Raw genomic sequence first — 24806 nt, 5'->3', positions numbered from 1 at the left:
TCCGGACGGGGGAGTCCGGCTCAGGGATCGCCGCGGCGCGGCCCGATCCGACGGGTCCCGGCCTGAGACCGGTTTCCGGCGATCGTATGGCGCCTTGGCTACGTCGCGCCAGGGCGATCGGGCAGGGCGCCCATTGTGTCGCACGGATCACAGGCGCGGGGCCGGATCGCCCGGCGCGGGCGCCGTCCGTCCCCTGCGGCCGGCCGGGGACAGGCTGTCGAGGATCAGGCCGATCACCCCGGCCACGATCGCCGCGTCGGCCACGTTGAACACGTACCAGGACCAGCCGCCGGCATGCAGGTGGACGAAGTCGAACACCGCCCCGTAGACGGCCCGGTCGACGGCGTTGCCGAGCGCGCCGCCGACGATCAGCCCGAGGGCGACCGCGAGGAGCCGCGAGCCCGCCCGCATCATCCAGATCCCGAGCCCGAGGGCGGCGGCGAGCGACAGGACCACGAGGAGCCAGCGCCCGAGCCCGCCCTCCTGCTGGAACAGCCCGTAGGAGACGCCCCGGTTCCAGACCACCACGAAGTCGGCGAAGGGCGCCAGCCGCCAGGGCTGGGTCAGGACGAGGTCGGTGCCGACATAGAGCCCGAGCTTGGAGGCTTGGTCGAGCACCAGGGTGAGGAGGAGGGCCAGCAGGCCGGCGCGGGCGGGGGTCATGGGCGACGGACCCAGCACGCGTCTCCCTCCCCCCTCTGCGGGGGAGGGTACCCTGCGAAGCAGGGGGGGAGAGGGGAGCGCCGGGGCAGAAGAACGCAGTGTCCTTCATGTCGGTCGCGCCCTCTCTTGAAGCCGCGCTCCCCTCTCCCGACCCCCTTCGGGGGCCACCCTCCCCCGCAGAGGGGGGAGGGCGATGTCGCGAGCGATCTCACGCCGCGCTCGCCTCCGGATGCGCCGCGTCCCACTCGCGCAGGGCCTGGGCGTCGCGGGGGGTCACGTCGGGAAAATCCGGATCGCTGCCCACGTCCGGGCTGACCCGCCAGGAGCGGGCGCATTTGCGCCCCTCGGCCGGGCTCGGGACCACGGCGACGCCGCGGACCTCGTCGAGGCGGAAGGCGTCGGCCGGGCCCTCGCCCGCCACCACGGTGATGTCCGAGGTGATGCAGGTATCGGCGAAGGCGCAGCCCTCCAGCGCGGCCAGAAGCTCGGGATCGGCCACGTAGACGGTCGGCGCCGCCTCCAGGCTCGCGCCGATCCGCTTGGCCGCGCGCTCGATCTCCAGGGCGCCGGTGACCACCCGCCGCACCCGCCGGATTTTCTGCCAGCGCTCCGCGAGGGCGTCGTCGCGCCATGCGGCCGGGGTGTCCGGCAGCGTCTGGAGATGCACGGAGCCATCCGCGGACGGGTAGCGGTCGAGCCACGCCTCCTCGGCGGTGAAGGCCAGCACCGGGGCGAGCCAGATCGCCGCCCGGTGGAACGCCGCGTCGATCACCTGCAGGGCCGCCCGGCGGCGGACCGAGGAGACGGGATCGCAGTACAGGGCGTCCTTGCGCACGTCGAAGTAGAAGGACGACAGGTCGCCGGTCATGAAGCCGTTGAGCAGCGCCACCACCCGCTTGGTGTCGAAGGTCGCGTAGGCCTCGCGGATCTCGCCGTCGAGCTCGGCCAGCCGGTGCAGGATCAGCCGCTCCAGCTCCGGCATTTTTTGGAACTCGACGTCATCGCCCGGCACCCGATGCGCCAGGGAACCGAGCATCCAGCGCAGGGAGTTGCGCAGCTTGCGGTAGGTCTCCGCAAACGTCTTGATGATCTCCGGTCCGATGCGCAGGTCGTCGGTATAGTCCGAGGCCGCCACCCACAGGCGCAGGATGTCGGCGCCCGAATCCTTGATCACGCTCTGGGGCGCGACGACGTTGCCCTTCGACTTCGACATCTTCAGGCCCTTGGCGTCGAGGACGAAGCCATGGGTCAGGACGATGTCGTAGGGCGCCCGGCCGCGGGTGCCGGAGGATTCGAGCAGCGAGGACTGGAACCAGCCCCGGTGCTGGTCCGACCCCTCCAGGTACATCACCCGGTCCTGGCCGCCGTCGCGGACCCGCCGCACCCCGGCCAGCCCCGGGAAGGCCTCCGGATCGTCCAGCACGAAGGCGTGGGTCGAGCCCGAATCGAACCAGACGTCGAGGACGTCGGTGACTTTTTCGTAAGACGCCGGGTCGTGGTCGGGCGCGAGGAACCGCGCGGCGGCATCGTCCCGGAACCACGCGTCGGCGCCCTCCGTGGCGAAGGCGTCGCGGATGCGGGCGTTGACGGCCGCGTCCTTCAGGATCTCACCGGTCTCCCGGTGGACGAAGACGGTGATCGGCACGCCCCAGGCGCGCTGGCGCGAGACCACCCAGTCCGGCCGGTTCGCGACCATGCCGGTGATGCGGTTCTTGCCTTGCGGCGGGACCCATTGCGTCTCGTCGATGCCCCGGAGCGCGACCTCGCGCAGGGATCGGTTGCCGAGGCTGTCCACCGGCCGGTCCATGGCGATGAACCATTGCGGCGTATTGCGAAAAATCACCGGCTTCTTGGAGCGCCAGGAATGTGGGTACTGGTGGCGCAGCACGCCGCGGGCGACGAGCGCCCCGGCCTCGGTGAGCGCGGCGATGACCGCCTTGTTGGCGTCGCCCTTCTCGCCCTTGTCGGTCAGGACGCGCTTGCCCTCGAAGCCGGGGGCGGCCTTGGTCAGGGCGCCGTCGGCATCCACCGTGTAGGGGATGGCCGGGTCGATGCCGCGCTCGGCGAGCAGACGGCCGCTCGCCATCCACAACTCGAAATCCTCGCGGCCGTGGCCCGGCGCCGTGTGGACGAAGCCGGTGCCAGACTCGTCCGTGACGTGGTCGCCGTCGAGCATCGGGACGGGGAAGTCGTAGCCGCGGCCAGCTAGCGGGTGCTTCAACCAAGCCACATCATCGAGTGAGAAGTCGCCCAGGCGCTCGAAGGCCTCGACCTTGGCCGCCTTAAACACTGTGCCGGCCAAAGTATCGGAAAGGACGTAAGTGTTCCCGACCTTAGCCCAGTTTCCCTCCGGCGCCGCCGTCACCTGATAGACCCCGTACCGAAGCTTGCGCGAGTAAGCGACTGCTCGGTTGCCTGGGATAGTCCAGGGCGTCGTGGTCCAGATGACCACCGAAGCGTCTTTCAGTAGCGGATCGGAACTTGGGGTGATTTCCGCGGGCGTGTCTCGGTCGTAAAACTTCGCCATCCGCTTGTCCGATCTCCGGACGATCGGAAACGCACAAAAGATCGTGTCGCTGACATGCTCCTCGTACTCGACCTCGGCCTCGGCGAGCGCGGTCTTCTCGACCACCGACCACATCACCGGCTTCGAGCCCCGGTAGAGCTGGCCCGACATCGAGAACCTCATCAGCTCGTCGGCGATCACCGCCTCGGCCGGGTAGGCCATGGTGGCGTAGGGGTGGTCCCAGTCGCCGGTGCCGCCGAGGCGCTTGAATTCCTCCCGCTGCACGTCGAGCCAGTGCGCCGCGAAGGTCCGGCATTCCTGACGGAACTCGATCACCGGCACGTCGTCCTTGTTGCGGCCCTTGGCGCGGTACTGCTCCTCGATCTTCCACTCGATCGGCAGGCCGTGACAGTCCCAGCCCGGGACGTAGTTGGCGTCGAAGCCGAGCGCGCCTTGCGAGCGCACCACGACGTCCTTCAGGATCTTGTTGAGCGCTGTGCCGATGTGGATGTTGCCGTTGGCGTAGGGCGGGCCGTCGTGCAGCACGAATTTCGGCCGGCCCCGGCCGCGGGCGCGCAGCTTGCCGTAGAGGTCGATCTCGTTCCAGCGCGCGATGAGGAGCGGCTCGCGGACCGGCAGGCCGGCGCGCATCGGGAATTCGGTCTGCGGCAGGAACAGGGTCTTGGAATAATCGCGGGCGGGCGCGGCGGGCGCAGTCTCGGGGGTGGTCATCGGATCTCGCATCGGCGGTCGGGCCGGCGGCGGACGGCCGGCAGGTTCGGGTCAGGCGGCAGGAGGATCCCGGACCTCCGCGCGGCCGCGCCGAAGCGGGCCCTCAGGCGGAGGCCGGGCCGGTAATTCGAATCGGGCGGCCGGGGCCGCGCGGGGCGCACGAAGCGGGCATGACGCGTTCTCTATCAGCCGCCCCGGCCCGAGGCCAGCGGCAGGGCCGATCACGCGAATGCGAGCGCGGATGAGACCTTTCGGCGCCTGGGCCGTTGACCCGGACATCCTCCGCGCCCGAGGCGGCGCGGAGCCGTCCCAGAGGAAGACCGGAGAAACCCCCATGAAGAAGCTTCTGATCACGACCCTCGCCCTGGCGCCGCTGGCCTTCGCGGGTGCCGCGCAGGCCCAGGGCACGGCCCGCGGCGCCCAGCGCGGCGCCGAGGACGGTGCGGCCGCGGCCGGCCCGGTGGGCGGGGTCGTCGGCGGTGCCATGGGCGCGGCCACCGGCACCGTCGGCGGCGTGCTCGGCACCGATCCGGATCCGGCCCGCCGCGCCCGCGAGGATCGCCGCGAAGAGCGCCGCGAGGATCGGATGGACCGCCAGGAGCGCCTTGGTCGCTGAGCTGATCCCGGCCGGTCGCCTCAGGCGGCCGGCCGCGCCTCCCGGCGGATCGTCTCCTGCGCCAGGAGATACAGGCCGGAGCCGACCACGATCATGGCGCCCGCCACGGTCCAGCGGCTCGGCAGGTCGCCGAACAGCAGGAAGCCGAAGGTCACGGACCAGAGCAGCTGCGTGTAGATGAACGGCGCCAGCACGTTGGCCGGCGCCCGGGCATGGGCCAGCACCAGCAGCCAGTGGCCCAGCGTCCCGAACAGGGCGACCCCGAGCAGCAGCGCCCACTGGGTCAGGCTGGCCGGGCTCGACCAGATCCACGGCAGGAGCGGGGCCATCAGGCCGAGGCCCGCGAGCCCGGTGTAGAACATGGTGGTGGCGGTGGAATCGTAGGCCGCGAGCTTGCGCGTGATGATCGCGTAGAAGGCGTAGACGACCACGTTGGCCACGCATAGGAGCGCGGCCGGGTGCATCCCGCCGACCCCCGGGCGCACGATCACCAGCACGCCGAGGAAACCGACGCCGATCGCCGCCATCCGCGCCCGGGAGGACCATTCGCCCAGCAGCGGCCCGGCGAGCAGAGCCACCGTCAGCGGCGCGGCGAACTGGATCGAGATCGTCTCGGCCATCTGCAGGTAGCGCAGGGCCAGGAAGTTCAGGGCCGTGGAGGCGAAGAGCAGCAGCGAGCGGATGATCTGCAGCGGCAGCCGCCGGCTCTTCACCACGGCGGGGGTGCGCACCGGGTTGATGAACAGCGAGATCATGGCGACGCTCGCCGCGTAGCGCATGAAGGTGGTGACCAGCGGGTCGACCCCGGCCCGGGCCAGCGTCTTGCCGCAGGCGTCGAGGCTCGCGAAGAAGGCGACCGCCCCGCACATCAGCGCGATGCCGACGAGCCTCCGGCGGCCGGCGAGATCCGCGTCGGGGGCGGGGCGCGCGGGGGCGATGTCATCGGTAACGGACGTCGCGACCCGCGTGCGCATCTCGGCTCAACCTCGCTGGAGGCCGATACTCCTGCCACGCGCGCGCCCGCTCGGGTATCGGCCGGCTTGCAGGGGAACCATGCAGGCGGCACGGTCGGCAGGCGGCCGGCTCAGCGCTTGGCCGCGACCTTCTCGGCCGACGCGGTCCGGGTCGCCGCCTTGGCGAGCTTCGGCTTCGACGGCGTCGCGCCGGCGATCAGGGTGGCGAGGTGCGTCTGGTCGAGACCCGAGACCGGACCGATCCCCGCCGCCGGCACCACCGGGGCGGGCGGAGCGCCCGCGGCGGCGAGCGGACGCTCGACCCGACGGGGCTCGATCGATCCCGTCACGGCCGGCTCGGACGCGGCGGCGGCCGCAACGGGGAGCGCGGCCTCCCTCTGCACGCGCAGGGTCCAATGGGCGGCGGTGGACAGCGCGGCGACCGCCAGGATCGCCTTGATGCCGCCGGTGAGCAGGGCTCGCATGATCTCAGGCCCGAAAGAACGCGGTTACGCCGGACCGGATCCCCGGCCTCCTGGCATCATCGCCCCGGAGCGTGAACGAAGCCGCAATCGCCCCGGGCGGGCCCGTCCCGGAACGGGTCAGGTCCGCGCTGCCGGGTGTCGAACGGGGGAAGCGATGTGGGCCTTGCGCCGAACCCGCGGTTCCTGTTCCCCGCGCTCCCGACACTCCTGCAGCGACTCGGCCCACTGAGCCTCACAGGAACGGCCCAGAGAACTGGTCCGGACCGCCCCGTCACTACCGACCCCGCTGCCATGCAGGCCCGAGCGGGCTCGCGAAACCTTCAGGCGCATCGGCGGCCGGGGACAGCCCGTGTAGAGGCTGACAGCCGAGCCGGCAACAGAGGCGGGATCGTTTCGGCGCCCCCCGCGGCGATCAGCGCGTCACGGCGGCCGCGGCGAAGCGCATCAGGGCCGCGATGTCGGCCTCGCCGGCCTGTGCGGCGAGGTGCCGGTAGAGGCCGGCATAGCCGGTGAAGACCTGCCGGCCGGCCGCGTCCGCACCGAGGAAGTCGGCGATCTCCGCCATCTCGGGCGCCCAGCGGTAGGCCTTCGGCGCCATGTCGGGCAGGCCCTTGGCGAAGCGGGCCAGCAGCGCCGGCTCGTTCTCGGCGAGTTCGGCTAGGAGGGCCGGGCCGGCCCCGGCGCGCTCGGCGGCCAGGATCATGATCGCGGCGAGCGCCGTCAGGCCCTTGTTGAGGCCGGCATAGCTCATCTTCAGGCTGGAGGCGGCGCCGACATCCCCGGGGCAGACGCGCAGGTCGAGGCCTAGATCGCGCAGGACCAGGGCCGGGGCGGTGTCGGCGCCCGAGACGTAGACGCGCGGCCCCTTAGTGCCGGGCTGCGGCGGCAGGCCCAGGATCGCCCCGTCGAGGAACGGCGCGCCGGTGGCGGCGACGATCCCGGCGATGCGGCCGACCGTATCCGGGCTGACGGCGTTGGCGTCGATGTAGACCGGCTTGCGTGGGGCGGCCGCCAGGGCGGGCGCGAGCCGGAGGGCCAGCGCCTCCGCGTCGGCGGGGGGCACGATCGAGAGCACGAGGTCGGCGGCGGCGAGGTCGGCATCCGCCGCGTGGACCATCCCGGCGGCCTCGGCCCGGGCCCGGCTCGCGGCCCCTCGCCCGTCGAGGGCGGTCAGGACGCGGGCGCCGTGCTGGACAAGCCGGGCCCCGACGGCGCTGCCCATGGCGCCGGGGGCGATCACCGCGATGGTGGGCATGGAATGGCTCACGATAACTCAGGAGCCGGACATGGTAGTCAGGAGCGCGGCCGAGGACTAGCATGAGGCACGGCGCGCGATCGGACCCGCCACACCATGCCCCAGATCAAGCCCCGGGAAGGCCAGTCGAAGGCCCAGCGCTATCATCGTGCCCTGCGGCGTGACGGCATGAAGCTCGTGCGCATCTGGGTTCCGGATCCGTCCGTGCCGGGCTTCAGGGAGGAAGCCGCCCGGCAGGCCGCGCTCCTGAAGGGCGCGCCCGAGGAGGCCGAAGCCCTGGACTTCATCGCAGCGGCCTTCGATTGGCCCGAACCGTGACGCGCGGCGACATCGTCACCGTCTCACCACCCGGTGCCTACGGCAAACCGCGTCCCGCCCTCGTCGTCCAGTCCGACTGGCTCGTCGAGACCGACAGTCTCCTCGTCTGCCTGCTCACGAGTACGCTTCGGAATGCGCCTCTTTTCCGTCTGACCGTCGAACCGACGGCGGCCAACGGATTGCGAAGCGTCTCGCAGATCATGACCGACAAGATCATCGCGATGCCACGCGCGAAATGCAGCGCCCCCATCGGCCGATTGGAGCGCGATACCCTCACCACCCTGAACCGGATGCTCGCCCTCGTGCTCGGAATCGCCGACTGATCAGGCGATTCCGTTTGCGGCGGCCTCCGTGGCTCGGCGGGACGGAGGCGTACGGCCCCCCGTTCGAGACGCTACCGCAGCGAGCCGCAGAACCGCTGGATCCGCCGGCAGGCTTCCTCCAGCACCGCGTTGGAGGTCGCGTAGGAGATGCGCAGGTTCGGGCCGAGCCCGAAGGCCGAGCCGTGCACCGCGGCCACGCCCTCGGCCTGGAGCAACTCGGTGACGAAATCCTCGTCGGTCTCGATGGTCTTGCCGGCCTCCGTCCTCTTGCCGATCAGCGCCGCGCAGGACGGGTAGACGTAGAAGGCGCCCTCCGGCGTCGGGCAGGTCAGGCCGTTGGTCTGGTTGAGCATCGACACGACGAGGTCGCGCCGGCCCTGGAAGGCCGCGCGGAACGTGGCGAGGTGATCCTGCGGCCCGTCGAGAGCGGCGACCGCGGCCCATTGCGCGATCGTGGTGGCGCCCGAGGTCTGCTGGCCCTGCACGAAGTCCATCGCCTTGATGAGTTTTTCGGGTCCGGCCGCGTAGCCGATCCGCCAGCCGGTCATGGCGTAGCCCTTCGAGACGCCGTTCATCGTCAGCGTGCGCTCGATCAGCTGCGGCTCGACCTGGGCCGGGGTGACGAATTCGAAGTCGCCGTAGGTCAGGTGCTCGTAGATGTCGTCGGTCAGGATGTGCACGTCGGGATAGCGCAGCAGCACGTCGGTGAGCGCCTTCATCTCGTCGCGCGTGTAGGCGGCCCCGGACGGGTTCGAGGGTGAGTTCAGGACGATCCACTTGGTCTTCGGGGTCAGCACCCGGTCGAGCTCCTCCGGCTGGAGCTTGAAGCCGTGGTCCATGTCGGTGTCGGCGAAGACCGGGGTGCCGCCGCACAGCCCGACCATCTCCGGATAGGACACCCAGTAGGGGCGGGGGATCACGACCTCGTCGCCGGGGTTCAGGGTGGCGAGGAACGCGTTGTACAGCACCTGCTTGCCGCCGGTGCCCACGATGGTCTGAGAAATCTTGTAGTCGAGCCCGTTCTCGCGCTTGAACTTGCGCACGATCGCCTCGCGCAGGGGCGCGATGCCGGAGACCGGCGGGTAGCGGGTCTCGTTGCGGTGGATCGCCTCGATCGCGGCCTGCTTGATGTGGTCCGGCGTGTCGAAATCCGGCTCGCCCACCGACAGGCTGATGACGTCGACGCCGGACGCCTTCAGGTCCCGGGCCTTCTGGGTCATCACGATGGTCGCGGACGGCTTCACCCGCGAGAGGACGTCGGCGAGGAGAGCCATGATGGGCGATGCTCCGGTTTTTCGAGATCGGATGCCGCGGCTCCGCGGCGCGGCGGGACCCTAGGCCGGGGACGCTGAGCCGGCAAGCACGGGACGCCGGGGCGGCGCGCGGACCCGCGTTCTCTGCTACCATGGTCGAGACTCGGGACGGAACGCGAGGCCCTGCCGATGGGCGAGACGATCAGCATTACCCTGGCGCCGGACACGCTCCGCGCCGTGCGCGCGAGCGTCGAGGCCGGCGAGTACGCCTCCGTGGACGCGCTCCTCGACGAGGCCGTGCACGCCCTGCAGCGCCAGCGCCGGGAGGATGCCGAACGGCTCGATGCCATCCGCGCCCGCATCCGGAAATCATTGGACGATCCGCGGCCCGATCTGAGCATCGACGAGGTTCAGGAGGATCTCGAGAGGGTGTTCGCCGAAGCAGAGCGCGACTTCCGTCGTGCGTAGACTGCCGGTGGTGTTCCGCCCGCAGGCGCGAACCGACCTCGCCGATATCTTTCGAACGATCCTGCATCGGAGCCAGGACATCGTGACGGCGCGGCGGTTCACGCAGCGGATCAAGGACCGGTGTGATCGCATCGGTGACGCGCCGCATGCGGGCCGGCCCCGCGACGATCTCCTGGAAGGTCTGCGGACGGTGTCATTCGAGCGGTCCGCGGTCATCACATACCGTGTGGAGCGCGGAGCCGTTCGCATCTTCAATGTCTTCTACGGCGGACGTGACGTCGCGGCGTTCTACGGGGATGGGACAGGGGACGAACCGCGTGGGCCGTCCTCGTAACGCAGCGCCCTCGCACCGCCCGGCCCGCACACCCATCTCTCTCGGCATGACCCCGCTCTCCGTCCTCGACCTCTCCTTCGTCAGCGCCGATTCGACCCCGGCGCAGGCGCTGCACGACACCCTGGCGCTCGCCCGGCACGTCGATGGGCTGGGCTACACCCGCTACTGGCTCGCCGAGCACCACGCGCTGCCGAACGTGGCGAGCCCGGCTCCCGAGATCATGATCGGCCAGATCGCCGCCGCGACCCGCCATCTCCGGGTCGGCTCGGGCGGGATCATGCTGCCGAACCACGCGCCGCTGATGGTGGCCGAGCGCTTCCGGGTGCTGGAGGCGCTGTTTCCCGGCCGGATCGATCTCGGCCTCGGGCGCGCGCCGGGCACCGACGGCCTCACGGCCCGGGCGCTGCGCCGCCGGGAGGCGCCGGGGGAGGGCGGCAACGACGACTTCCTCGACCGCCTGCAGGAGCTGCTGTTCTGGGACGCGGGCTTCCCGGAGGGGCACCCGTTCGCCCGGATCACGGCGAGCCCGGCGGATGTGAGGCTGCCGCCGCTCTTCCTGCTCGGCTCCTCCGACTACAGCGCCCAGCTCGCCGGCGAGATCGGCTGCGGCTTCGGCTTCGCGCAGCACTTCTCCGGGATGCCCGCCGAGGCGCCGATGCTCGCCTATCGCCGCCTGTTCCGGCCGACGCGGCTCGGCGCCCGGCCACACGCCATCCTGACCGTGGCGGCGATCTGCGCCGCCACCGATGCCGAGGCCGAGCGGCTGGCCGCGAGCGCCCGCCTGTCGACGCTCCGACGGGAGCGGGGGGAGTACCGGCCGCTGCCGAGCCTCGCGGAGGCGCTGGCCTATCCATATTCCGAGGCCGAGCGGGCCCAAATCGAGCGCGGCCGTGACAAGCTGCACGTGGGCGACCCCGAGACCCTGCGGGCGCGACTTGCGGAGCTGGTCGAGCACACGCAAGCGGACGCGCTGATGATCGTCTCGGCGATTCCCGACCAGGCGGCGCGGCGGGAATCCTACACGTTGCTGGCGCGGGCCTGGGGCCTTGCGGGGACCGTCGGATAGGGAATCCCGCACTCTATCCCGGCGGAATACGGCCAATTGCGCCCCAGATACCTTCTATCTGGCGCATGGATACGGGCCAACGCCTCACCAAAAAAGACGTCTGTTCCGTGAAATCAATTTACGAGGCCGCGACGGGAAGTTAAAACACCCGAAACCGAACGGACGGGCGCCGCCATGAGCCAGACTGCCGCGAATCCAGCGCGCGCTGCGCCGGCCGCTCGGACCCTCGTGGTTGTGGTGCACGGTCTCGGAAGTTCGGCGCACCGTCTGCGCGACGTCATCGCCGCGGCCCGGATCGCCTACGGACCGGATACACAGATCTTCGCCCCGGACCTTCCCCATGGGAGCTGGCTCTCCGGGGCACGGGCCGGCGCGATCATCGGCCTCCTGCTCGACGGCATCGACGAGCAGGTGCGCCTGCGCGAGCCCGACCGGATCGTCCTCGTCGGCCACAGCGTCGGCGCCACGCTGGCACGGCGCCTGTTCCTGGTCGCGGCCGGCTGGCCCAGCAACTTCCGGCAGGAGCGCGATCTCGGCCATCAGAGGCCGCGCGACTGGGCCTACAAGGTCGAGCGCATCGTCATGCTCGCAGCCTTCAACCGCGGCTGGAAGATCTCCGAGCGGATGAGCTGGTACTACACCATCCTGTTCAACCTCGTCGGCCTGTTCGGTCACATTCCGACGCCGGGGAAAGGCTGGACCCCGACCGCCTTCGATTTCCGGCTCGGCGCGCCGTTCATGGCGCAGATCCGGCTGCACTGGCTCGCCTATCGCAGGAACCCGCCGCCCCACCTCGTCGACAAGGACCGCCCGATCCTCATCCAGATGCTCGGCACGCAGGACGACTTGATCTCGCCGGTCGACCAGGTCGACCTCGCGGTCGACGGCAGCAAATGGGCCTTCCAGGAGACCGGCTACACCGCAGCCCCCGCCGGTCCGACCCAGCAGGACTACTTCCTGATCGAGTTGCCCGACACCGACCATGCACAGGCGATCACGCTCACGGGCGATCCGGCCGCCCTCCGGCGCGGGCATCTGGTCCAAACGGCCCTGACGGCCACGCGCCCCACCTTGGCGAAGGCCGCCCTCGATCCGGCCCTGCTCGTCGATGAGATCGACGCCGTCGATTTCGATGTCGGCAACACGGTGTTCGTGATCCACGGCATCCGCGACGACGGATTCTGGACGCACCGGATCGCCGAGAAGGTCCGGGACAATGGCGGCAAGGCCGAGAGCGGGGTCACGCAGTTCCGAAGCTGGACGCCCAGCTACGGCTACTTCGCGATGCTGCCGTTCGTGCTGCCGTGGATCCGGCGCGAGAAGGTCGAGTGGTTCGCCGATCAGTATGTGACGGCCTTCGCGCAGTACCCGAAATCCGACTTTCACTATGTCGGGCACTCGAACGGCACGTACCTCGCCGCGCGGGCGCTGACCGACTATCCGGCGATCCACTTCAGGCACGTCCTGTTTGCCGGCAGCGTCGTGCGCCGCGACTACCCGTGGGCGCAGATGCTCAATAATGGACGCATCACGGCCTTCCAGAATATTGTGGCGGCCGACGATTGGGTGGTCGCCCTGCTGCCGAAGAGTGTCGAGTGGATCCGCGCATTCGATCTCGGGGGCGCGGGCTTCGACGGCTTCCGGGATGCCGGGCTGCGGCCGGCCCTCACCGAGTACCGCTACCTCCTGGGCGGACACGGGGCCGGGATCGGGGAGGCGCACTGGCCCGAGATCGCCGCTTTCATCGTGGGCGGGAAACCCTTTCCGCCCAACCCGACGCGGACGGTGCCGGGTCTTCACGATACGGCCCCCGATCCGACCCTCGCGATCCTCGGCAGGCTGCGGATCGGCCTGCCGGCGCTCGTCCTCGCCGGCGGTCTCGCCTGCTACCTCGCTTGGTCCCACGGCGGCCTCTTCGGCCTGTTGCTCGCGATCCTCGTGCTCCGCTTCATCGTGCTGCGGGTGTGATGCGAAGGCTGTGAACGCAGGCGTTCCGGGGCGACGGAGCGGATGTCCGTCCGGCGCCCCGGATGCTCAGCGCCCGAACAACCGTCCGAGGCGACCGAGCAGGCTCGGTCCCTTCTCGCCAGCCTGTGAAGCCGCCGGCTGGGACGCCTGGATCGTGGGTGCCAGAACCAGCCCCAAGGCCGCCGTATCGGTGGTCTCGCGGTCGATCAGGATCAGGCTGCCGGTCTCGCGATTCTCCGCGTAGGCGTCCACCGCCACCGGCCGGTCGAGGCGCAGGGACACGTCGGCGATGTCGTTGGCCGACAGGCGCTCGGCCGGGCCGGGCTTGCCGGTCTCCGGGTCGATCCGCGAGACGATCCGCTCCACGGTCGCGGTGACCGTGGCGGTGCCGATCTTGGCGAACAGGCTGGCGCCCGGGCTGAGATCGGTCTCGGCCGCCCAGAACAGGCGGGCGTCCAGCGTCTCGGTGACCCGCATCGGCGCGTCCGTCGCGACGATCACCTGCCCGCGGGAGGCGTCGATCTGGTCGGCGAGCACCAGGGTGACCGACTCGTCCTCGCCGGCCTCCGCCAGGTCGCCGTCGGCGGTGTAGATCCGCGCCACCGTGGAGGTCCGGCCGGAGGGCTGGACCGTCACGGAATCGCCCGGGCGGACCCGGCCGCTGCCGATCCGGCCGCTATAGCCGCGGAACTCGGAATTGGGCCGGTTGACCCACTGAACCGCCATCCGGAACGGCGCGTTCAGCGCCTCCGCGTGGACCGGCACGGTCTCCAGGTAGCGGAGCAGCGGACCGCCCGTGTACCAGGGCGCCGCGACCCCGGCCTCCACGACGTTGTCGCCGTTCTTGGCCGAGAGCGGGATCGCCTTGACCTCGGAGAAATTCAGCCCCCGGGCGAAGTCGGAAAAACCCGCCACGATGCCGTCGAAGGTGCCCTGCGCCCAGCCGGCGAGGTCCATCTTGTTCACCGCCAGCACGACCCGGCGGATCCCGAGATTCGAGACCAGCAGCGCGTGGCGCCGGGTCTGGCGGGTGAGCCCCTGACGGGCATCCACCAGGATCACCGCCACGTCCGCCGTCGAGGCGCCGGTGGCCATGTTGCGGGTGTACTGCTCGTGGCCGGGGGTGTCGGCCACGATGAACGAGCGCGTGTCAGTGGAGAAGAACCGATAGGCGACGTCGATGGTGATGCCCTGCTCGCGCTCGGCCTGGAGGCCGTCCACCAGCAGCGCGAGGTCCATCTCCGCACCCTGCGTCCCGTGCTTGCGCGAGTCGCGCTGGAGCGCCGAGATCTGGTCGTCGAAGATCTGCTTGGTGTCGTGCAGGAGCCGGCCGATCAGCGTCGACTTGCCGTCATCCACGGAGCCGCAGGCGATGAAGCGCAGCACGGCCTTGTTCTGGTGGGCGGCCAGGAACGCCTGATAGGTGGCGGCACGGTCACCGAACGCGGTGGGAGCCTGGTGCACCGTCATCAGAAATAGCCCTCCTGCTTCTTGCGCTCCATGGCGCCCGCACCGTCCTTGTCGATCACCCGGCCCTGGCGCTCCGAGGTGCGCGCCGCCAGCGTCTCGCCGACGATCTCGGGCAGCGTCGCCGCGTCGCTCTCCACCGCGCCGGTCAGCGGGTAGCAGCCGAGCGTCCGGAACCGGACGAGGCGCTGCTGCGGAACCTCGCCGGGCTCCAGGGGCAGGCGGTCGTCGTCAACCATGATCAGCTGGCCATCGCGCTCCACCATGGGGCGCTCTTTCGCGAAGTAGAGCGGCACGATCGGAATGTTTTCCTGCTCGATGTAGAGCCAGATATCGAGCTCGGTCCAGTTCGAGAGCGGAAACACCCGCAGGGACTCGCCGCGCTTCTTCTTGAGGTTGTAGAGGTGCCAGGGCTCCGCGCGCTGGCGCTTGGGGTCCCAGCGGTGCTGCGCGGTGCGCAACGAGATGATCCGCTCCTTGGCGCGGCTCGCCTCCTCGTCCCGGCGGGCGCCCCCGAAGGCGGCGTCGAACTTGTACTTGTCGAGGGCCTGCCGCAGCGCCTGCGTCTTCATCACGTCGGTATGGACCTCGGAGCCATGGCTCACCGGCCCGACCCCGCGGGCGAGCCCGTCCGGGTTGGTATGGACCAGAAGATCGAGGTCGAGTTCCTTGGCGCGGGCGTCGCGGAAGGCGATCATCTCGCGGAACTTCCACGTGGTGTCGACGTGGAGCAGGGGGAACGGCAGCCGCCCGGGCGCGAAGGCCTTGAGAGCCAGGTGCAGCAGCACCGAGGAATCCTTGCCGATCGAGTAGAGCATCACCGGGTTCTCGGCCTCGGCGACCGTCTCCCGAAAGATGTGGATGGCCTCGGCCTCCAGCCGCTTGAGGTGGCTGAGGCGGTCGGCGGGGGCGCTCGGCTGCACGGCGGCGGCGAGGGCGGCGCTCATCGGGCGAACTCCGGCTGGCGGGTCTTCACGTCTGAATTGCTTTCGAAGATTGCGGGCTCCTGGCCCGGTTGCACCGACGCGGAGGGCTGGCCGACATGCAGGCCGCACTCCTTCTTGTCTTCCTGCTCCCACCACCAGCGGCCGGCGCGCTCCGGCTCGCCGAGCTTCACCGCGCGGGTGCAGGGGGCGCAGCCGATCGACGGGAAGCCGCGGTCGTGCAGCACGTTGTAGGGCACGAAATTGTCGCGCACGAAGCTGTCGACCTGCGCCCGCGTCCAATCGGCCAGGGGGTTCAGCTTGATCAGGTTGCGCGCGGGGTCGAATTCGGCGAGCGGCGTCTCGGCGCGGTTGGCCGATTGGCCGGCCCGCAGACCCGTGAGCCAGCCGCTGGCGCCCTCTAGGGCGCGGCCCAGGGGCTCGACCTTGCGGAAGCCGCAGCAGGCCTGCCGGGCGGCCACCGAGCGCCGGAAGCCGTTGATGCCCTCGTCCCGCACGAAATCCTCCGCGGCGGCGCGCTCGGGCGCGTAGGCGGTGATCCGGATGCCGTAGGCCGATTCGGTCTCGGCCCAGGTGTCGTAGGTCTCGGCGAACAGGCGGCCGGTATCGAGGGTGACGATCGCGATCCGACCCTTCGTCAGCCCCTTGGCCAGGCCCGCCATGGCCAGCGCGTACGTGAGCGCCTGATCCTCGACGCCGAGGCTCGTGGTGAAGACGAGGCGGCCGGGAATCGCGGCGGCGATCGCGTGAAGGCGGCCTGGAAGGTCGAGCCCAGACAGCCGCTCCGCGAGGGCTTCGGCCGTCTGTCGGTCAAGACGGGTCATCGCACCATGTCCCGGGGTTCGTGAAGGAATAAGGACGCGGTCGGTGCCGCACCCCGTTGTCGAGGGGTCGAGATGTTCGCTATACCGAACGAAGTCAAGGCGCATCGGCGCGCTTGTCGGGCCTGGAGACGCGGTCCGGCGTGCGGTTGCACACAGCGGCCGCCGCGGCCCCGCGGCACCCAGGTGAAAAAATCTTCTTCACCGCCCCCGGGCGACCCTGTACCGATCGCGGGCCTCACCCGCGTGGACGGACCCCACGGAGACAGCCTTGGACGCGATCGATCTCAAGATTCTCGCCCTGCTGCAGACGGACGCGACGCTCTCCATCGCGGCGATCGGCGAGCGCGTCGGCCTGTCCCAGACCCCGTGCTGGAAGCGCATCCAGAAGCTGGAGGCCGACGGCGTCATCGACCGGCGGGTGGCGGTGCTCGATCCGGTGAAGCTGGGCCTCGGGCTGACGGTGTTCGTCTCCATCGAGACCGCAGACCACTCCCAGGATTGGCTGCAACGCTTCGCCGCAACCGTCTCGGCCATGCCGGAGGTGCTGGAGTTCTACCGGATGGCCGGCGATGTGGATTACATGCTGCGGGTCGTCGTGGCCGACATGCAGGCCTACGACAGCTTCTACAAGCACCTGATCGCGGTGCTGCCGCTCAAGAACGTCACCTCGCGCTTCGCCATGGAGAAGGTGAAATCCACCACCGCCCTGCCGTTGCCGGCCCCGCCCAAGAACGGCCGGCACCTGCCCGGAACCGGGCCGGTCCTTGCGGTGGTCGGAGAATGATCTTCTCTTTCTTCGCAGCGCAACGAATGTGATGTTCTAATCCTCGCCCGTTCTGCAAAACGAACGTTTCTCGATTGACACCGGCCCCGTAGGCCCCGACATGGTCACCTGATGTCACGCCAGAATCTCCTCCCGCGCACCGCCCCGTTCGGGGACGGCGAGCGCGCCAGCCTCGACGCGGTGCTCGGCGCCGCGAGCCCCACGCAGCGCGCGTGGCTGGCCGGCTTCCTGGCCGGGCTCGACGCCGCGGGCGGGCAGCCGGCCGCCGTGCCGGCCGCCCCGCCCAAGGCCGCAGCGCCGCTGACGGTGATCTACGCGAGCGAGTCGGGGAATTCCGAGGCGCTCGCCGGGACCGTCGCGAAGCTCGCGCGCAAGCAGGGCTTCAAGCCGAAGGTCGTGGACTTCGCCGATCTCGACGTGGCGACCCTGCCCAAGGCCGGCAAGCTCGTCGCCATCGCGGCCACTTGGGGCGAGGGCGAGCCGCCGGCGCGCGGCGTGCGGGCCTACGGCGAGCTGATGGGGGAGGGCGCCCCGCGCCTCGACGGCGTCGAGTTCGCGGTGCTGGCGCTGGGCGACACCTCCTACGCGGAGTTCTGCGCCATCGGGAAGGCGCTGGACGCGCGCTTCGAGGCCCTGGGCGGCAAGCGCGCCGCCGAGCGGGCCGACCTCGATCTCGACTTCGAGAAACCGGCGGCCGACTGGATCAAGGCCACGCTCAAGGCGCTGGCCCCCGCGGAGGCGGCCGACAACGTGGTGGCGGTCGATTTCGCCCGCGTCGCCGCGGGTGAGGACGACGAGGCCGAGCCGAGCCGCGAGCCGCTGGTGGTCGAGGTCGTCGAGCACGTGAACCTCAATTCCTCGCGCTCCGACAAGGAGACGATCCACCTCGCGCTGGCCTTCGAGGACGGCGCCCCGGCCTACGAGCCGGGCGATTCGCTGGAGCTCTTCCCGGAGAACGATCCGCAGCTGGTGGACGAGATCCTCACCGCCGCGGGGCTCTCGGGCGACGCGGCCCTGCGCAACGCGCTCCTCGCCGAGCGGGACATCACCACCCTGTCGGCCGCCACGATCGAGCGCTTCGTGAAGGCCACCGGCCACACGGACGCGCAGCGGCTCATCGAGAGCGGCGAGGCCAAGGCCTGGATCGAGGGCCGGCACCTGATCGACCTGATCGCGACCTTCCCGGCGACGCTGACGGCCGAGCACCTCACCGCCATCACCCGGCCGCTGCCGCCGCGGGCCTACTCGATCGCCTCCTCGCGCAAGGAGGTCGGCGACGAGGTCCACCTCGCCATCGTGGCGGTGCGCTACGAGACCCACGGCCGGGCCCGCTCCGGGGTCGCCTCGGTCCACGTGGCCGACCGGATCCGCGACGGCGCCAAGCTGCGCGTGCGGCTGAAGCCGAACCGCCATTTCCGCCTGCCGCAGGATCCGGCCACCGACATCATCATGGTCGGCCCGGGCACCGGCGTCGCGCCGTTCCGCGCCTTCGTGCAGGAGCGCCGCGCCATCGAGGCGCCCGGACGGTCGTGGCTGTTCTTCGGCGACCGCCACTTCACCCACGACTTCCTCTACCAGCTCGAATGGCAGGAGGCCCTGGAGGATCGGTCGCTCACGCAGATCGACGTGGCCTTCTCCCGGGACCAGCCGGAGAAGGTCTACGTGCAGGACCGGATCACCCATCACGCGCGGGAGCTGGTCTCCTGGCTGGACGGCGGCGCCCATTTCTACGTCTGCGGCGATGCCAAGAACATGGCCAAGGATGTCCGGAACGCGGTGGTGAAGGCCTACGAGACCGCCAAGGGCCTGAGCCCGGCCGAGGCCGAGGCGCAGGTCGCGGCGCTGGAGCGCAGCCACCGCTACCAGCAGGACGTATACTGAGACACACGGAACCCTCCCCCCTCCGCGGGGGAGGGTGCCTGCGGAGCAGGCGGGAGAGGGGAGCGCGACGGTTCAGGATGAATCGCCCGTCGCGACATCTCCGGTCCCGGCGCTCCCCTCTCCCGACCCTCGCTCACGCGAGGGCCACCCTCCCCCGCAGAGGGGGGAGGGAGGTCCCGCGGCAAGCGGTTTGATCATTTGAAGACGAACGCCCATGACTGACACCAAGCGCGTCTACGAGACCCCGCCGACCGAGCGGCCGATCACCGATGCCGAGGCCGCCCGGGCGGCCCAGCTCGCGGCGAACGAGCACATCAAGATCGCCAGCGGCTATCTCCGCGGCACCCTGGCGGACGGCCTCCTGAAGCACGCCACCGGGGCGATCTCGGAGGATGACGGGCAGCTCGTGAAGTTCCACGGGATGTACCTGCAGGACGACCGCGACCTGCGCCCCGAGCGGACCAAGAAGAAGCTCGACAAGGCCTACAGCTTCATGATCCGGCTGCGCATCGCGGGCGGCGTCATCAGCCCGAAGCAGTGGCTGGTCCTCGACGACATCGCCCGGACCTATGCCGGGAACGCCCTGCGCGCCACGACGCGCCAGACCTTCCAGTATCACGGCGTCATCAAGTCGAACCTGAAGCGCACGATGGCGGCGATCGACGCCACGCTGCTCGACACGATCGCGGCCTGCGGCGACGTCAACCGCAACGTCATGGCGGCGACCAACCCCGCCCAGGTCGGCGCCCACAGGGCCGCCTACCAGCTCGCCAAGGACATCTCCGATTCGCTGCTGCCCAAGACCAGCGCGTGGCGGGAGATCTGGCTCGACGGCGAGCGCGTGGCCGGCGGCGAAGAGGAAGCCGAGGTCGAGCCGGTCTACGGCCGGACCTACCTGCCGCGGAAGTTCAAGACCGTGGTGGCGGTGCCGCCGTCGAACGAGGTCGACATCTTCGCCCACGACCTCGGCTTCATCGCGATCCTCGACGAGAAGAACCAAGTCACCGGCTGGAACGTCACGGTGGGCGGCGGCATGGGCATGACCCACGGCGAGCCCGACACCTTCCCGCGCACCGCCGACGTGATGGGCTTCGTGGAGCCTGAGGACGCCATCAGGGTCGCCGAGGCGGTGATGACCGTCCAGCGCGACTGGGGCAACCGCAAGAACCGCAAGAACGCCCGGCTCAAGTACACGATCGAGCGCTACGGGCTCGACGCGTTCCGGGCCGAGGTGGAGACGCGGATCGGCAAGCCGCTCGGAGCGCCGAAGCCGTTTACCTTCACCAACAACGGCGACCGCTTCGGCTGGACCGAGGGCGACGACGGCCGGCACCATCTCACGCTCTACGTCCCCTCCGGGCGGATCAAGGACATCGAGGGCGGCGCGCAGTTCCTCTCGGGCCTGCGCCGGATCGCCGAGGTGCATACGGGCGATTTCCGCCTCACCGCCAATCAGAACGTGATCATCGCCAATGTCCCGGCGGAGCAGCGCGCCGCGATCGAGGCGCTGGTCGATGAGTACGGGCTCACCAAGGGGGCGGGGGCGCTCCGGCGCAATTCCATCGCCTGCGTGGCCCTGCCGACCTGCGGCCTCGCGCTGGCCGAGAGCGAGCGCTACCTGCCGGACCTGATGACCGAGTTGGAGGAGAGCCTCGCGTCCCATGGCCTCGCCGAGGAGGAGATCACGATCCGCTCCACCGGCTGCCCGAACGGCTGCGCCCGGCCGTTCATCGCCGAGATCGGCCTCGTGGGCCGCGGCCCCGAGCGCTACCACCTCTATCTCGGTGCCGCCTTCGACGGCTCGCGGCTGAGCAAGCTCTACCGGGAGGACGTGCAGGCCTCCGAGATCCGCGACACCCTCGATCCGCTGTTCGCCGACTACGCGAAGGGCCGGCAGCCGGGTGAGCATTTCGGCGATTACCTGATCCGGGCCGGGCACGTGGCCCGCACCACCAACGGCCCGGACTTCCACGAGCGGACCGGCGCCCTCAAGCCGGCCCTGCAGGGCTGAGACCCGATCCCACGGATCCCGCAAGTCCGGGATCCGTGGGATCCGGCGGACGAGAGCCGCCGCCCCCGCGCGGGCGGACCGCACCGCGCCTCTCGCGAACCGGCCACCATCTTCCCGGGCGGGCGACGCGCTTCGCCGCCCGTGCACGCGCCCTGCCGCAGGGTCCACAGGACTGTCGCGCGGGAGATCCCGTATCGGGATGTGCAGCCTCCGCACGCTGCGGAGTCCGGGCAAATCGGCTCGGCGATCTTGAGTTATTCCAATGCGACAATGTGTCCGCTTGGTCACGTCCGGCAAGTAACGGTCGAATCCAAGCCGCATCCCGCGCACGCGCATTGAAAAATCATCGGCGCTTCGCTCAAGGATCCGTACACCCGATCGGTGCGGTTTCTCTTGAGAGCGATTATAAACTATGCCCGGGGGCCGCAGACGTACGGACAGCATTCGCCGCAAGTGCCGTGGAAACAGTCTCTCCATTGGACGTGTTTTCGCGACGACTCTGTTTTCTCTGGCGACGACTTCCGTACAGGCGGAAATTGACGGTCCATCGGGCGACGTTGTCCTTTCCGAGCTGAGCGTCACCGGCACCGGTCCCGCGGTCGAGCGAGCCGGCGGGCCGGTGATCGGCTACCGGGCCACCCGCTCGGCCACGGCGACCCGCACCGACACGCCCCTGCGCGACACGCCGCAATCGGTGCAGGTGGTGCCCCGGGACGTGCTGGTCGACCAGCAGGACATCCGCCTGGGCGATGCGCTCCAGAACGTCAGCAGCGTCCAGCCCGGAGGCACGATCCAGGGCCGGAGCGACACCTTCATCATCCGCGGCTTCAGAACCCAGACCTACGCCATCGACGGCGTGCTCCTGAACCAGGCCGGCAACTTCTCGACGGTCACCCGGGATCTCGCCGACGTGGAGCGGATCGAGGTGCTGAAAGGTCCGGCCTCGGTGCTGTACGGCCGGGGCGAGCCCGGCGGCCTGATCAACATCGTCACGCGTCAGCCGACGCTGGCGCCGTCCGGCGACATCAACCTGCAGGGCGGCAGCTTCGGCTTCCGCCGGGTCCAGGCCTCGGTGTCGAGCGCGATCGAGGGGGTGGAGGGCCTCGCCGGACGCCTCAGCTTCGCCGGCCAGTCCGACCCGACCTTCCGCAACTTCGGCGACCGGAACAATTCCCGGACCTTCGTGGCTCCGGCCTTCACGTGGAACCCGAGCCCGGATACCCGGGTCTCGTTCGTCGGCGAGTTCACGCGGCTGGATTCGCAGTATGACGAGGGGCTTGTCGCCCGGAACGGCGGCGTCCCGCTCGACAATATTTCACGCTACTACGGCGAGCCGTTCTCCCGCTACAACGGCACGGCGAATTTCGGCCTGCTGAAAGTCGAGCATGACCTCGACGAGAACATCACGCTCCGCGAAGTCCTCAACGCCCAATGGGGCGGCTTCAACTTCCTGGCGACACGCGCGACCGGGCTCGCCAGCCGCAACACGCTGGTGAGCCGGCGCGAGACCGCGGGCTACTCGACCTACGCCTCCGTCGACAGCCAGACCGAGATCGTGGCGAAGTTCGACCTGCTGGGCTTCCGGCACACCGTGCTGGCCGGGATCGAATACAGCAACGGCTACCGGCATTCCTACACGACGCAGAGCACCAACTACCCGTCGGTCAACTTCCTGAGCCCGGTTCCCGGATCCGCCATCGTCGGCCTTCAATTCCAGTCGGATCTGAAGCAGAAGAACGAGCTGAACGGCCTCTACGTGCAAGACCAGATCGATCTCGGCCTCGGCCTGCAACTGTTGATCGGCGTCCGTTACGATACCGGCACGCAGTATTATTTCAGCCGCATTCCGACCTCGCGCACGATCCCACCCGAACAGCAATTGTCCGGCACCTCGCCGCGCGTCGGCCTCGTCTACCGGCCGGTGGATCCGCTGACGTTCTACGCAAGCTACACGACCTCGTTCAAGCCGCAGACCGCCAACATCCTCAACGTCACCAACCCGCCCCCCGAAACCGGCGAGCTCTACGAGGTCGGCAGCCGGCTCGACCTCACCCCCGACCTGACCCTGTCGGCGGCCGCCTTCCGCATCACCCGCAACAACGTGTCGGGGACCGACCCGAACAACAGCCTCTACTCGGTGATCACCGGCCAGCAGCGCTCGGAGGGCGTGGAGGCCGACCTTGCCGGCCAGATCCTGCCGGGCTGGAAGGTGATCGGCGCCGTCAGCTTCCTCGACGCGCGGATCACCAAGGATCAGGTCTACCCGGTCGGCAACCGCCTGCCGGGAGCGCCGTCCTTCAGCGGCAGCATCTGGTCGACCTACGCGTTCCAGGAGGGTTTCCTGCGCGGCTGGAACGTCGGGGCCGGGATCACCTATGTCGGACGGCGCACCGGCGACCTCAACAACAGCTACACGGTCGGCGGCTATGCCCGGCTCGACGCCGCCGTGTTCTACGACTTCGACGAGCACGCCCGGTTCTCGATCAACCTGCGCAACCTGACCGACCGGCGCTACATCGAGCAACCCTTCAGCCCGACCGACAACCTCCCCGGCGCGCCGTTCTCGGTGCTGGCGACGATCACCGCGCGGCTGTGAGCCGGGTCGGATCGGGGACGGTCAGGGTTTCAAAAGGGCAAGCCCTTGTGCGGATCCAGGGCGGAACCCGGACCTCTCAGGGGCTCCGCCCCTGAACCCCGCCGAAGGGCTCGCCCTTCGGAAACCCGGCCTTCGCCCCCGGCAGGACGCTCCGGCGCCGCGTATCCGCGCGGCGACGCAGGACGTAGAGGGTCAGGCCGGTCGCCGCGAAGCCCGGCAGGGCCAGCGCCGCGAGGCAGAACAGCAGGGTGAACGGGGCGCCGAAGAAGCGGCCGCGATGCACCTCCAGGATGTTGTCCAGGATCCGCCGGCCCAGCGGCGCGTCGGCGGCGCGCTCGGCCGACAGGAGCGCCCCCGTGGCGGCATCGTAGCGCGCCTCGTTGCGGGCGCTCGGATCATCGACGCCCTTCGGCAGCCAGCGGATCCGGATCGCCTTCGCGTCGGGTTCCGGCAGGGTCAGGATCGCGGTGCCCGCCTCGCGCCCCGCGCCGGACCGGAACGCCGCCCAGGCGCGGTCGACGGCCGCCGGTGCGGATGCGTCGGCCGGCGCCTCGGGGGCGGCCCTGCGGCCGGCGGCACGCATCGGCTTGCCCGTCTTCCGGTCACCCACCAGCAGCCACGCGGCGGCGTCCTTGAAGGACGGGTAGGACCACGTCAGGCCGGTGAGCGCGGCGACGAGGTAGACCGGCATGAGCCACGTCCCGGCCACAGCGTGGAGCGACCACCAGCGCGGCCGGCCGGGGCGGGACAGGCTCGGCTTCAGCCAGATCCGCCAGCGGTGGACCTTGGGCCAGCGCAGGTAGAGGCCGGTGGCCAGGAAGGCCAGCAGCGCCAGCGTGCAGGCCCCCGTGATCGTGCGGCCCCAGCCCTTCGAGCCGCCCGGCAGCAGCAGCCAGCGATGAAGGTCCCGGATCGTCGCGAACGCCGCCTCCAGCCGCACGGGGCCCAGCACCGCGCCGTCATAGGGGTCGGCATAGAGGGCGGGCGGGCGCTCGCGGGTCTCCGGATCGCGGGCGAAGCGCACGGCGACGCTGGCATGCGGGTCGTCCGACAGGGTCAGCGCGCTCACCCGGCGGCCGCCCGCCCGGGCCTCGATCCGCGCCGCGAGGGCCGCCGGCGGGAGCGCCGCGCGGTCGCCGGCGACCACGGCCAGACGGTCGCGGTTGGCGAAGGCGGTGATCGCCTCCTCGTAGCTCATCAGCGCCCCGGTCAGGCCCATCAGGGCGAGCACGAGACCGGCGGTGAGGCCGAGCGCCCAATGCAGGCGGAAGAGCACGGTCCGGGGGGAGGGAATCGGCAGCGTCATGGCGGTGCCGGCTGCCTACCAGTTTCCGGCCAAGCTGACGACGCCGCGGGACG

At 70.2% G+C, this 24806-nt stretch carries 21 protein-coding genes; 11 read left to right on the top strand and 10 right to left on the bottom strand.

From position 1 onward, the window contains the following. Window positions 1-147: 147 nt before the first annotated feature. Both lspA and ileS read right to left on the bottom strand, forming a co-directional pair. Window positions 148-663 (bottom strand): signal peptidase II, encoded by a 516-nt coding sequence (gene lspA, locus AC3IF1_RS19375; protein ID WP_489220420.1) that lies wholly within the window; start codon window positions 661-663, stop codon window positions 148-150. Window positions 664-871: 208 nt separating this feature from the next. After that, window positions 872-3901, bottom strand: coding sequence for an isoleucine--tRNA ligase (ileS, locus tag AC3IF1_RS19370; RefSeq protein ID WP_489218925.1), 3030 nt, complete (start codon window positions 3899-3901; stop codon window positions 872-874). Between the two features lie 334 nt (window positions 3902-4235). Here ileS and AC3IF1_RS19365 point away from each other — a divergent pair, with 334 nt between their 5' ends. After that, window positions 4236-4517: a hypothetical protein gene (locus AC3IF1_RS19365; protein WP_489218924.1), complete on the top strand. Its 282-nt coding sequence runs from the start codon at window positions 4236-4238 to the stop codon at window positions 4515-4517. Window positions 4518-4537: 20 nt separating this feature from the next. Here the strand turns inward: AC3IF1_RS19365 and AC3IF1_RS19360 are convergent, their stop codons facing one another. The 3 genes from AC3IF1_RS19360 to AC3IF1_RS19350 all read right to left on the bottom strand — a co-directional run bounded on the left by AC3IF1_RS19360 (window position 4538) and on the right by AC3IF1_RS19350 (window position 7210). Further along, a complete protein-coding gene (locus AC3IF1_RS19360; protein WP_243969308.1) occupies window positions 4538-5491 on the bottom strand; it encodes a DMT family transporter in 954 nt (317 codons plus the stop codon). Window positions 5492-5601: 110 nt separating this feature from the next. Continuing rightward, window positions 5602-5955 (bottom strand): hypothetical protein, encoded by a 354-nt coding sequence (locus tag AC3IF1_RS19355; protein WP_489218922.1) that lies wholly within the window; start codon window positions 5953-5955, stop codon window positions 5602-5604. A 412-nt stretch (window positions 5956-6367) separates the two neighbouring features. Further along, window positions 6368-7210: a DUF1932 domain-containing protein gene (locus AC3IF1_RS19350; RefSeq protein WP_489218921.1), complete on the bottom strand. Its 843-nt coding sequence runs from the start codon at window positions 7208-7210 to the stop codon at window positions 6368-6370. Between the two features lie 96 nt (window positions 7211-7306). On the opposite strand from AC3IF1_RS19350, the gene AC3IF1_RS19345 reads away from it, so the two are divergent. Both AC3IF1_RS19345 and AC3IF1_RS19340 read left to right on the top strand, forming a co-directional pair. Continuing rightward, entirely contained in the window at window positions 7307-7528 is a 222-nt protein-coding gene (locus AC3IF1_RS19345) for an antitoxin MazE family protein (protein ID WP_489218920.1), read from the top strand. Beyond that, the gene (locus AC3IF1_RS19340) at window positions 7525-7851 is read left to right on the top strand and encodes a type II toxin-antitoxin system PemK/MazF family toxin (RefSeq protein WP_489218919.1); all 327 of its coding nucleotides are present in this window, start codon (window positions 7525-7527) and stop codon (window positions 7849-7851) included. Before AC3IF1_RS19345 ends, AC3IF1_RS19340 begins: the two co-directional genes overlap by 4 nt. A 71-nt stretch (window positions 7852-7922) precedes the next feature. On the opposite strand, the gene AC3IF1_RS19335 is transcribed toward AC3IF1_RS19340, so the two are convergent. Next, entirely contained in the window at window positions 7923-9125 is a 1203-nt protein-coding gene (locus AC3IF1_RS19335; protein WP_489218917.1) for a pyridoxal phosphate-dependent aminotransferase, read from the bottom strand. A 168-nt stretch (window positions 9126-9293) separates the two neighbouring features. Between AC3IF1_RS19335 and AC3IF1_RS19330 the strand changes: the two genes are divergently transcribed. The 4 genes from AC3IF1_RS19330 (at window position 9294) to AC3IF1_RS19315 (ending at window position 12940) form a co-directional block, all read left to right on the top strand. Beyond that, the gene (locus tag AC3IF1_RS19330; RefSeq protein ID WP_489218916.1) at window positions 9294-9572 is read left to right on the top strand and encodes a ribbon-helix-helix domain-containing protein; all 279 of its coding nucleotides are present in this window, start codon (window positions 9294-9296) and stop codon (window positions 9570-9572) included. A 7-nt stretch (window positions 9573-9579) separates the two neighbouring features. Then, window positions 9580-9906 carry a type II toxin-antitoxin system RelE/ParE family toxin gene (locus tag AC3IF1_RS19325; RefSeq protein ID WP_489218914.1) on the top strand — a complete coding sequence of 109 codons (327 nt, stop codon included), beginning with the start codon at window positions 9580-9582 and terminating at the stop codon, window positions 9904-9906. Window positions 9907-9952: 46 nt separating this feature from the next. After that, the gene (locus AC3IF1_RS19320; RefSeq protein ID WP_489218913.1) at window positions 9953-10972 is read left to right on the top strand and encodes an LLM class flavin-dependent oxidoreductase; all 1020 of its coding nucleotides are present in this window, start codon (window positions 9953-9955) and stop codon (window positions 10970-10972) included. Between the two features lie 174 nt (window positions 10973-11146). Next, window positions 11147-12940 (top strand): alpha/beta hydrolase, encoded by a 1794-nt coding sequence (locus AC3IF1_RS19315; protein WP_489218912.1) that lies wholly within the window; start codon window positions 11147-11149, stop codon window positions 12938-12940. Between the two features lie 66 nt (window positions 12941-13006). Here the strand turns inward: AC3IF1_RS19315 and cysN are convergent, their stop codons facing one another. The 3 genes from cysN to AC3IF1_RS19300 are packed head-to-tail and all read right to left on the bottom strand — an operon-like array spanning window position 13007 to window position 16175. After that, on the bottom strand, window positions 13007-14410 hold the full coding sequence (gene cysN / locus AC3IF1_RS19310) for a sulfate adenylyltransferase subunit CysN (protein ID WP_489218911.1): 1404 nt from the start codon (window positions 14408-14410) through the stop codon (window positions 13007-13009). After that, window positions 14410-15354 carry a sulfate adenylyltransferase subunit CysD gene (gene cysD / locus AC3IF1_RS19305; protein WP_489218910.1) on the bottom strand — a complete coding sequence of 315 codons (945 nt, stop codon included), beginning with the start codon at window positions 15352-15354 and terminating at the stop codon, window positions 14410-14412. Before cysD ends, cysN begins: the two co-directional genes overlap by 1 nt. Further along, window positions 15351-16175, bottom strand: coding sequence for a phosphoadenylyl-sulfate reductase (locus tag AC3IF1_RS19300; protein ID WP_489218909.1), 825 nt, complete (start codon window positions 16173-16175; stop codon window positions 15351-15353). Before AC3IF1_RS19300 ends, cysD begins: the two co-directional genes overlap by 4 nt. Window positions 16176-16443: 268 nt before the next feature. On the opposite strand from AC3IF1_RS19300, the gene AC3IF1_RS19295 reads away from it, so the two are divergent. The 4 genes from AC3IF1_RS19295 (at window position 16444) to AC3IF1_RS19280 (ending at window position 23447) form a co-directional block, all read left to right on the top strand. Next, window positions 16444-16959, top strand: coding sequence for an Lrp/AsnC family transcriptional regulator (locus tag AC3IF1_RS19295; RefSeq protein WP_161393443.1), 516 nt, complete (start codon window positions 16444-16446; stop codon window positions 16957-16959). Window positions 16960-17070: 111 nt separating this feature from the next. Further along, window positions 17071-18840, top strand: a complete 1770-nt coding sequence (locus tag AC3IF1_RS19290) for a diflavin oxidoreductase (RefSeq protein WP_489218908.1) — start codon at window positions 17071-17073, stop codon at window positions 18838-18840. 214 nt (window positions 18841-19054) lie between these two features. Continuing rightward, the gene (locus tag AC3IF1_RS19285; protein ID WP_489218907.1) at window positions 19055-20851 is read left to right on the top strand and encodes an NADPH-dependent assimilatory sulfite reductase hemoprotein subunit; all 1797 of its coding nucleotides are present in this window, start codon (window positions 19055-19057) and stop codon (window positions 20849-20851) included. 412 nt (window positions 20852-21263) lie between these two features. Continuing rightward, the gene (locus AC3IF1_RS19280) at window positions 21264-23447 is read left to right on the top strand and encodes a TonB-dependent siderophore receptor (RefSeq protein ID WP_489218906.1); all 2184 of its coding nucleotides are present in this window, start codon (window positions 21264-21266) and stop codon (window positions 23445-23447) included. Between the two features lie 76 nt (window positions 23448-23523). Here the strand turns inward: AC3IF1_RS19280 and AC3IF1_RS19275 are convergent, their stop codons facing one another. Beyond that, window positions 23524-24753 (bottom strand): PepSY-associated TM helix domain-containing protein, encoded by a 1230-nt coding sequence (locus tag AC3IF1_RS19275; RefSeq protein WP_489218905.1) that lies wholly within the window; start codon window positions 24751-24753, stop codon window positions 23524-23526. Between the last annotated feature and the right edge of the window lie 53 nt (window positions 24754-24806).

It is taken from the genome of Methylobacterium sp. E-012 (genome assembly GCF_057836545.1).
This window is presented reverse-complemented; position numbering and strand designations above follow the sequence as displayed.

What these genes read in the sequence shown, in the direction of transcription:
- lspA (WP_489220420.1), bottom strand. Translation starts at nt 663, where the DNA reads ATGACCCCCGCCCGCGCCGGCCTGCTGGCCCTCCTCCTCACCCTGGTG.
- ileS (WP_489218925.1), bottom strand. Translation starts at nt 3,901, where the DNA reads ATGACCACCCCCGAGACTGCGCCCGCCGCGCCCGCCCGCGATTATTCC.
- AC3IF1_RS19365 (WP_489218924.1), top strand. Translation starts at nt 4,236, where the DNA reads ATGAAGAAGCTTCTGATCACGACCCTCGCCCTGGCGCCGCTGGCCTTC.
- AC3IF1_RS19360 (WP_243969308.1), bottom strand. Translation starts at nt 5,491, where the DNA reads ATGCGCACGCGGGTCGCGACGTCCGTTACCGATGACATCGCCCCCGCG.
- AC3IF1_RS19355 (WP_489218922.1), bottom strand. Translation starts at nt 5,955, where the DNA reads ATGCGAGCCCTGCTCACCGGCGGCATCAAGGCGATCCTGGCGGTCGCC.
- AC3IF1_RS19350 (WP_489218921.1), bottom strand. Translation starts at nt 7,210, where the DNA reads ATGCCCACCATCGCGGTGATCGCCCCCGGCGCCATGGGCAGCGCCGTC.
- AC3IF1_RS19345 (WP_489218920.1), top strand. Translation starts at nt 7,307, where the DNA reads ATGCCCCAGATCAAGCCCCGGGAAGGCCAGTCGAAGGCCCAGCGCTAT.
- AC3IF1_RS19335 (WP_489218917.1), bottom strand. Translation starts at nt 9,125, where the DNA reads ATGGCTCTCCTCGCCGACGTCCTCTCGCGGGTGAAGCCGTCCGCGACC.
- AC3IF1_RS19330 (WP_489218916.1), top strand. Translation starts at nt 9,294, where the DNA reads ATGGGCGAGACGATCAGCATTACCCTGGCGCCGGACACGCTCCGCGCC.
- AC3IF1_RS19320 (WP_489218913.1), top strand. Translation starts at nt 9,953, where the DNA reads ATGACCCCGCTCTCCGTCCTCGACCTCTCCTTCGTCAGCGCCGATTCG.
- AC3IF1_RS19315 (WP_489218912.1), top strand. Translation starts at nt 11,147, where the DNA reads ATGAGCCAGACTGCCGCGAATCCAGCGCGCGCTGCGCCGGCCGCTCGG.
- cysN (WP_489218911.1), bottom strand. Translation starts at nt 14,410, where the DNA reads ATGACGGTGCACCAGGCTCCCACCGCGTTCGGTGACCGTGCCGCCACC.
- cysD (WP_489218910.1), bottom strand. Translation starts at nt 15,354, where the DNA reads ATGAGCGCCGCCCTCGCCGCCGCCGTGCAGCCGAGCGCCCCCGCCGAC.
- AC3IF1_RS19300 (WP_489218909.1), bottom strand. Translation starts at nt 16,175, where the DNA reads ATGACCCGTCTTGACCGACAGACGGCCGAAGCCCTCGCGGAGCGGCTG.
- AC3IF1_RS19290 (WP_489218908.1), top strand. Translation starts at nt 17,071, where the DNA reads ATGTCACGCCAGAATCTCCTCCCGCGCACCGCCCCGTTCGGGGACGGC.
- AC3IF1_RS19285 (WP_489218907.1), top strand. Translation starts at nt 19,055, where the DNA reads ATGACTGACACCAAGCGCGTCTACGAGACCCCGCCGACCGAGCGGCCG.
- AC3IF1_RS19280 (WP_489218906.1), top strand. Translation starts at nt 21,264, where the DNA reads ATGCCCGGGGGCCGCAGACGTACGGACAGCATTCGCCGCAAGTGCCGT.
- AC3IF1_RS19275 (WP_489218905.1), bottom strand. Translation starts at nt 24,753, where the DNA reads ATGACGCTGCCGATTCCCTCCCCCCGGACCGTGCTCTTCCGCCTGCAT.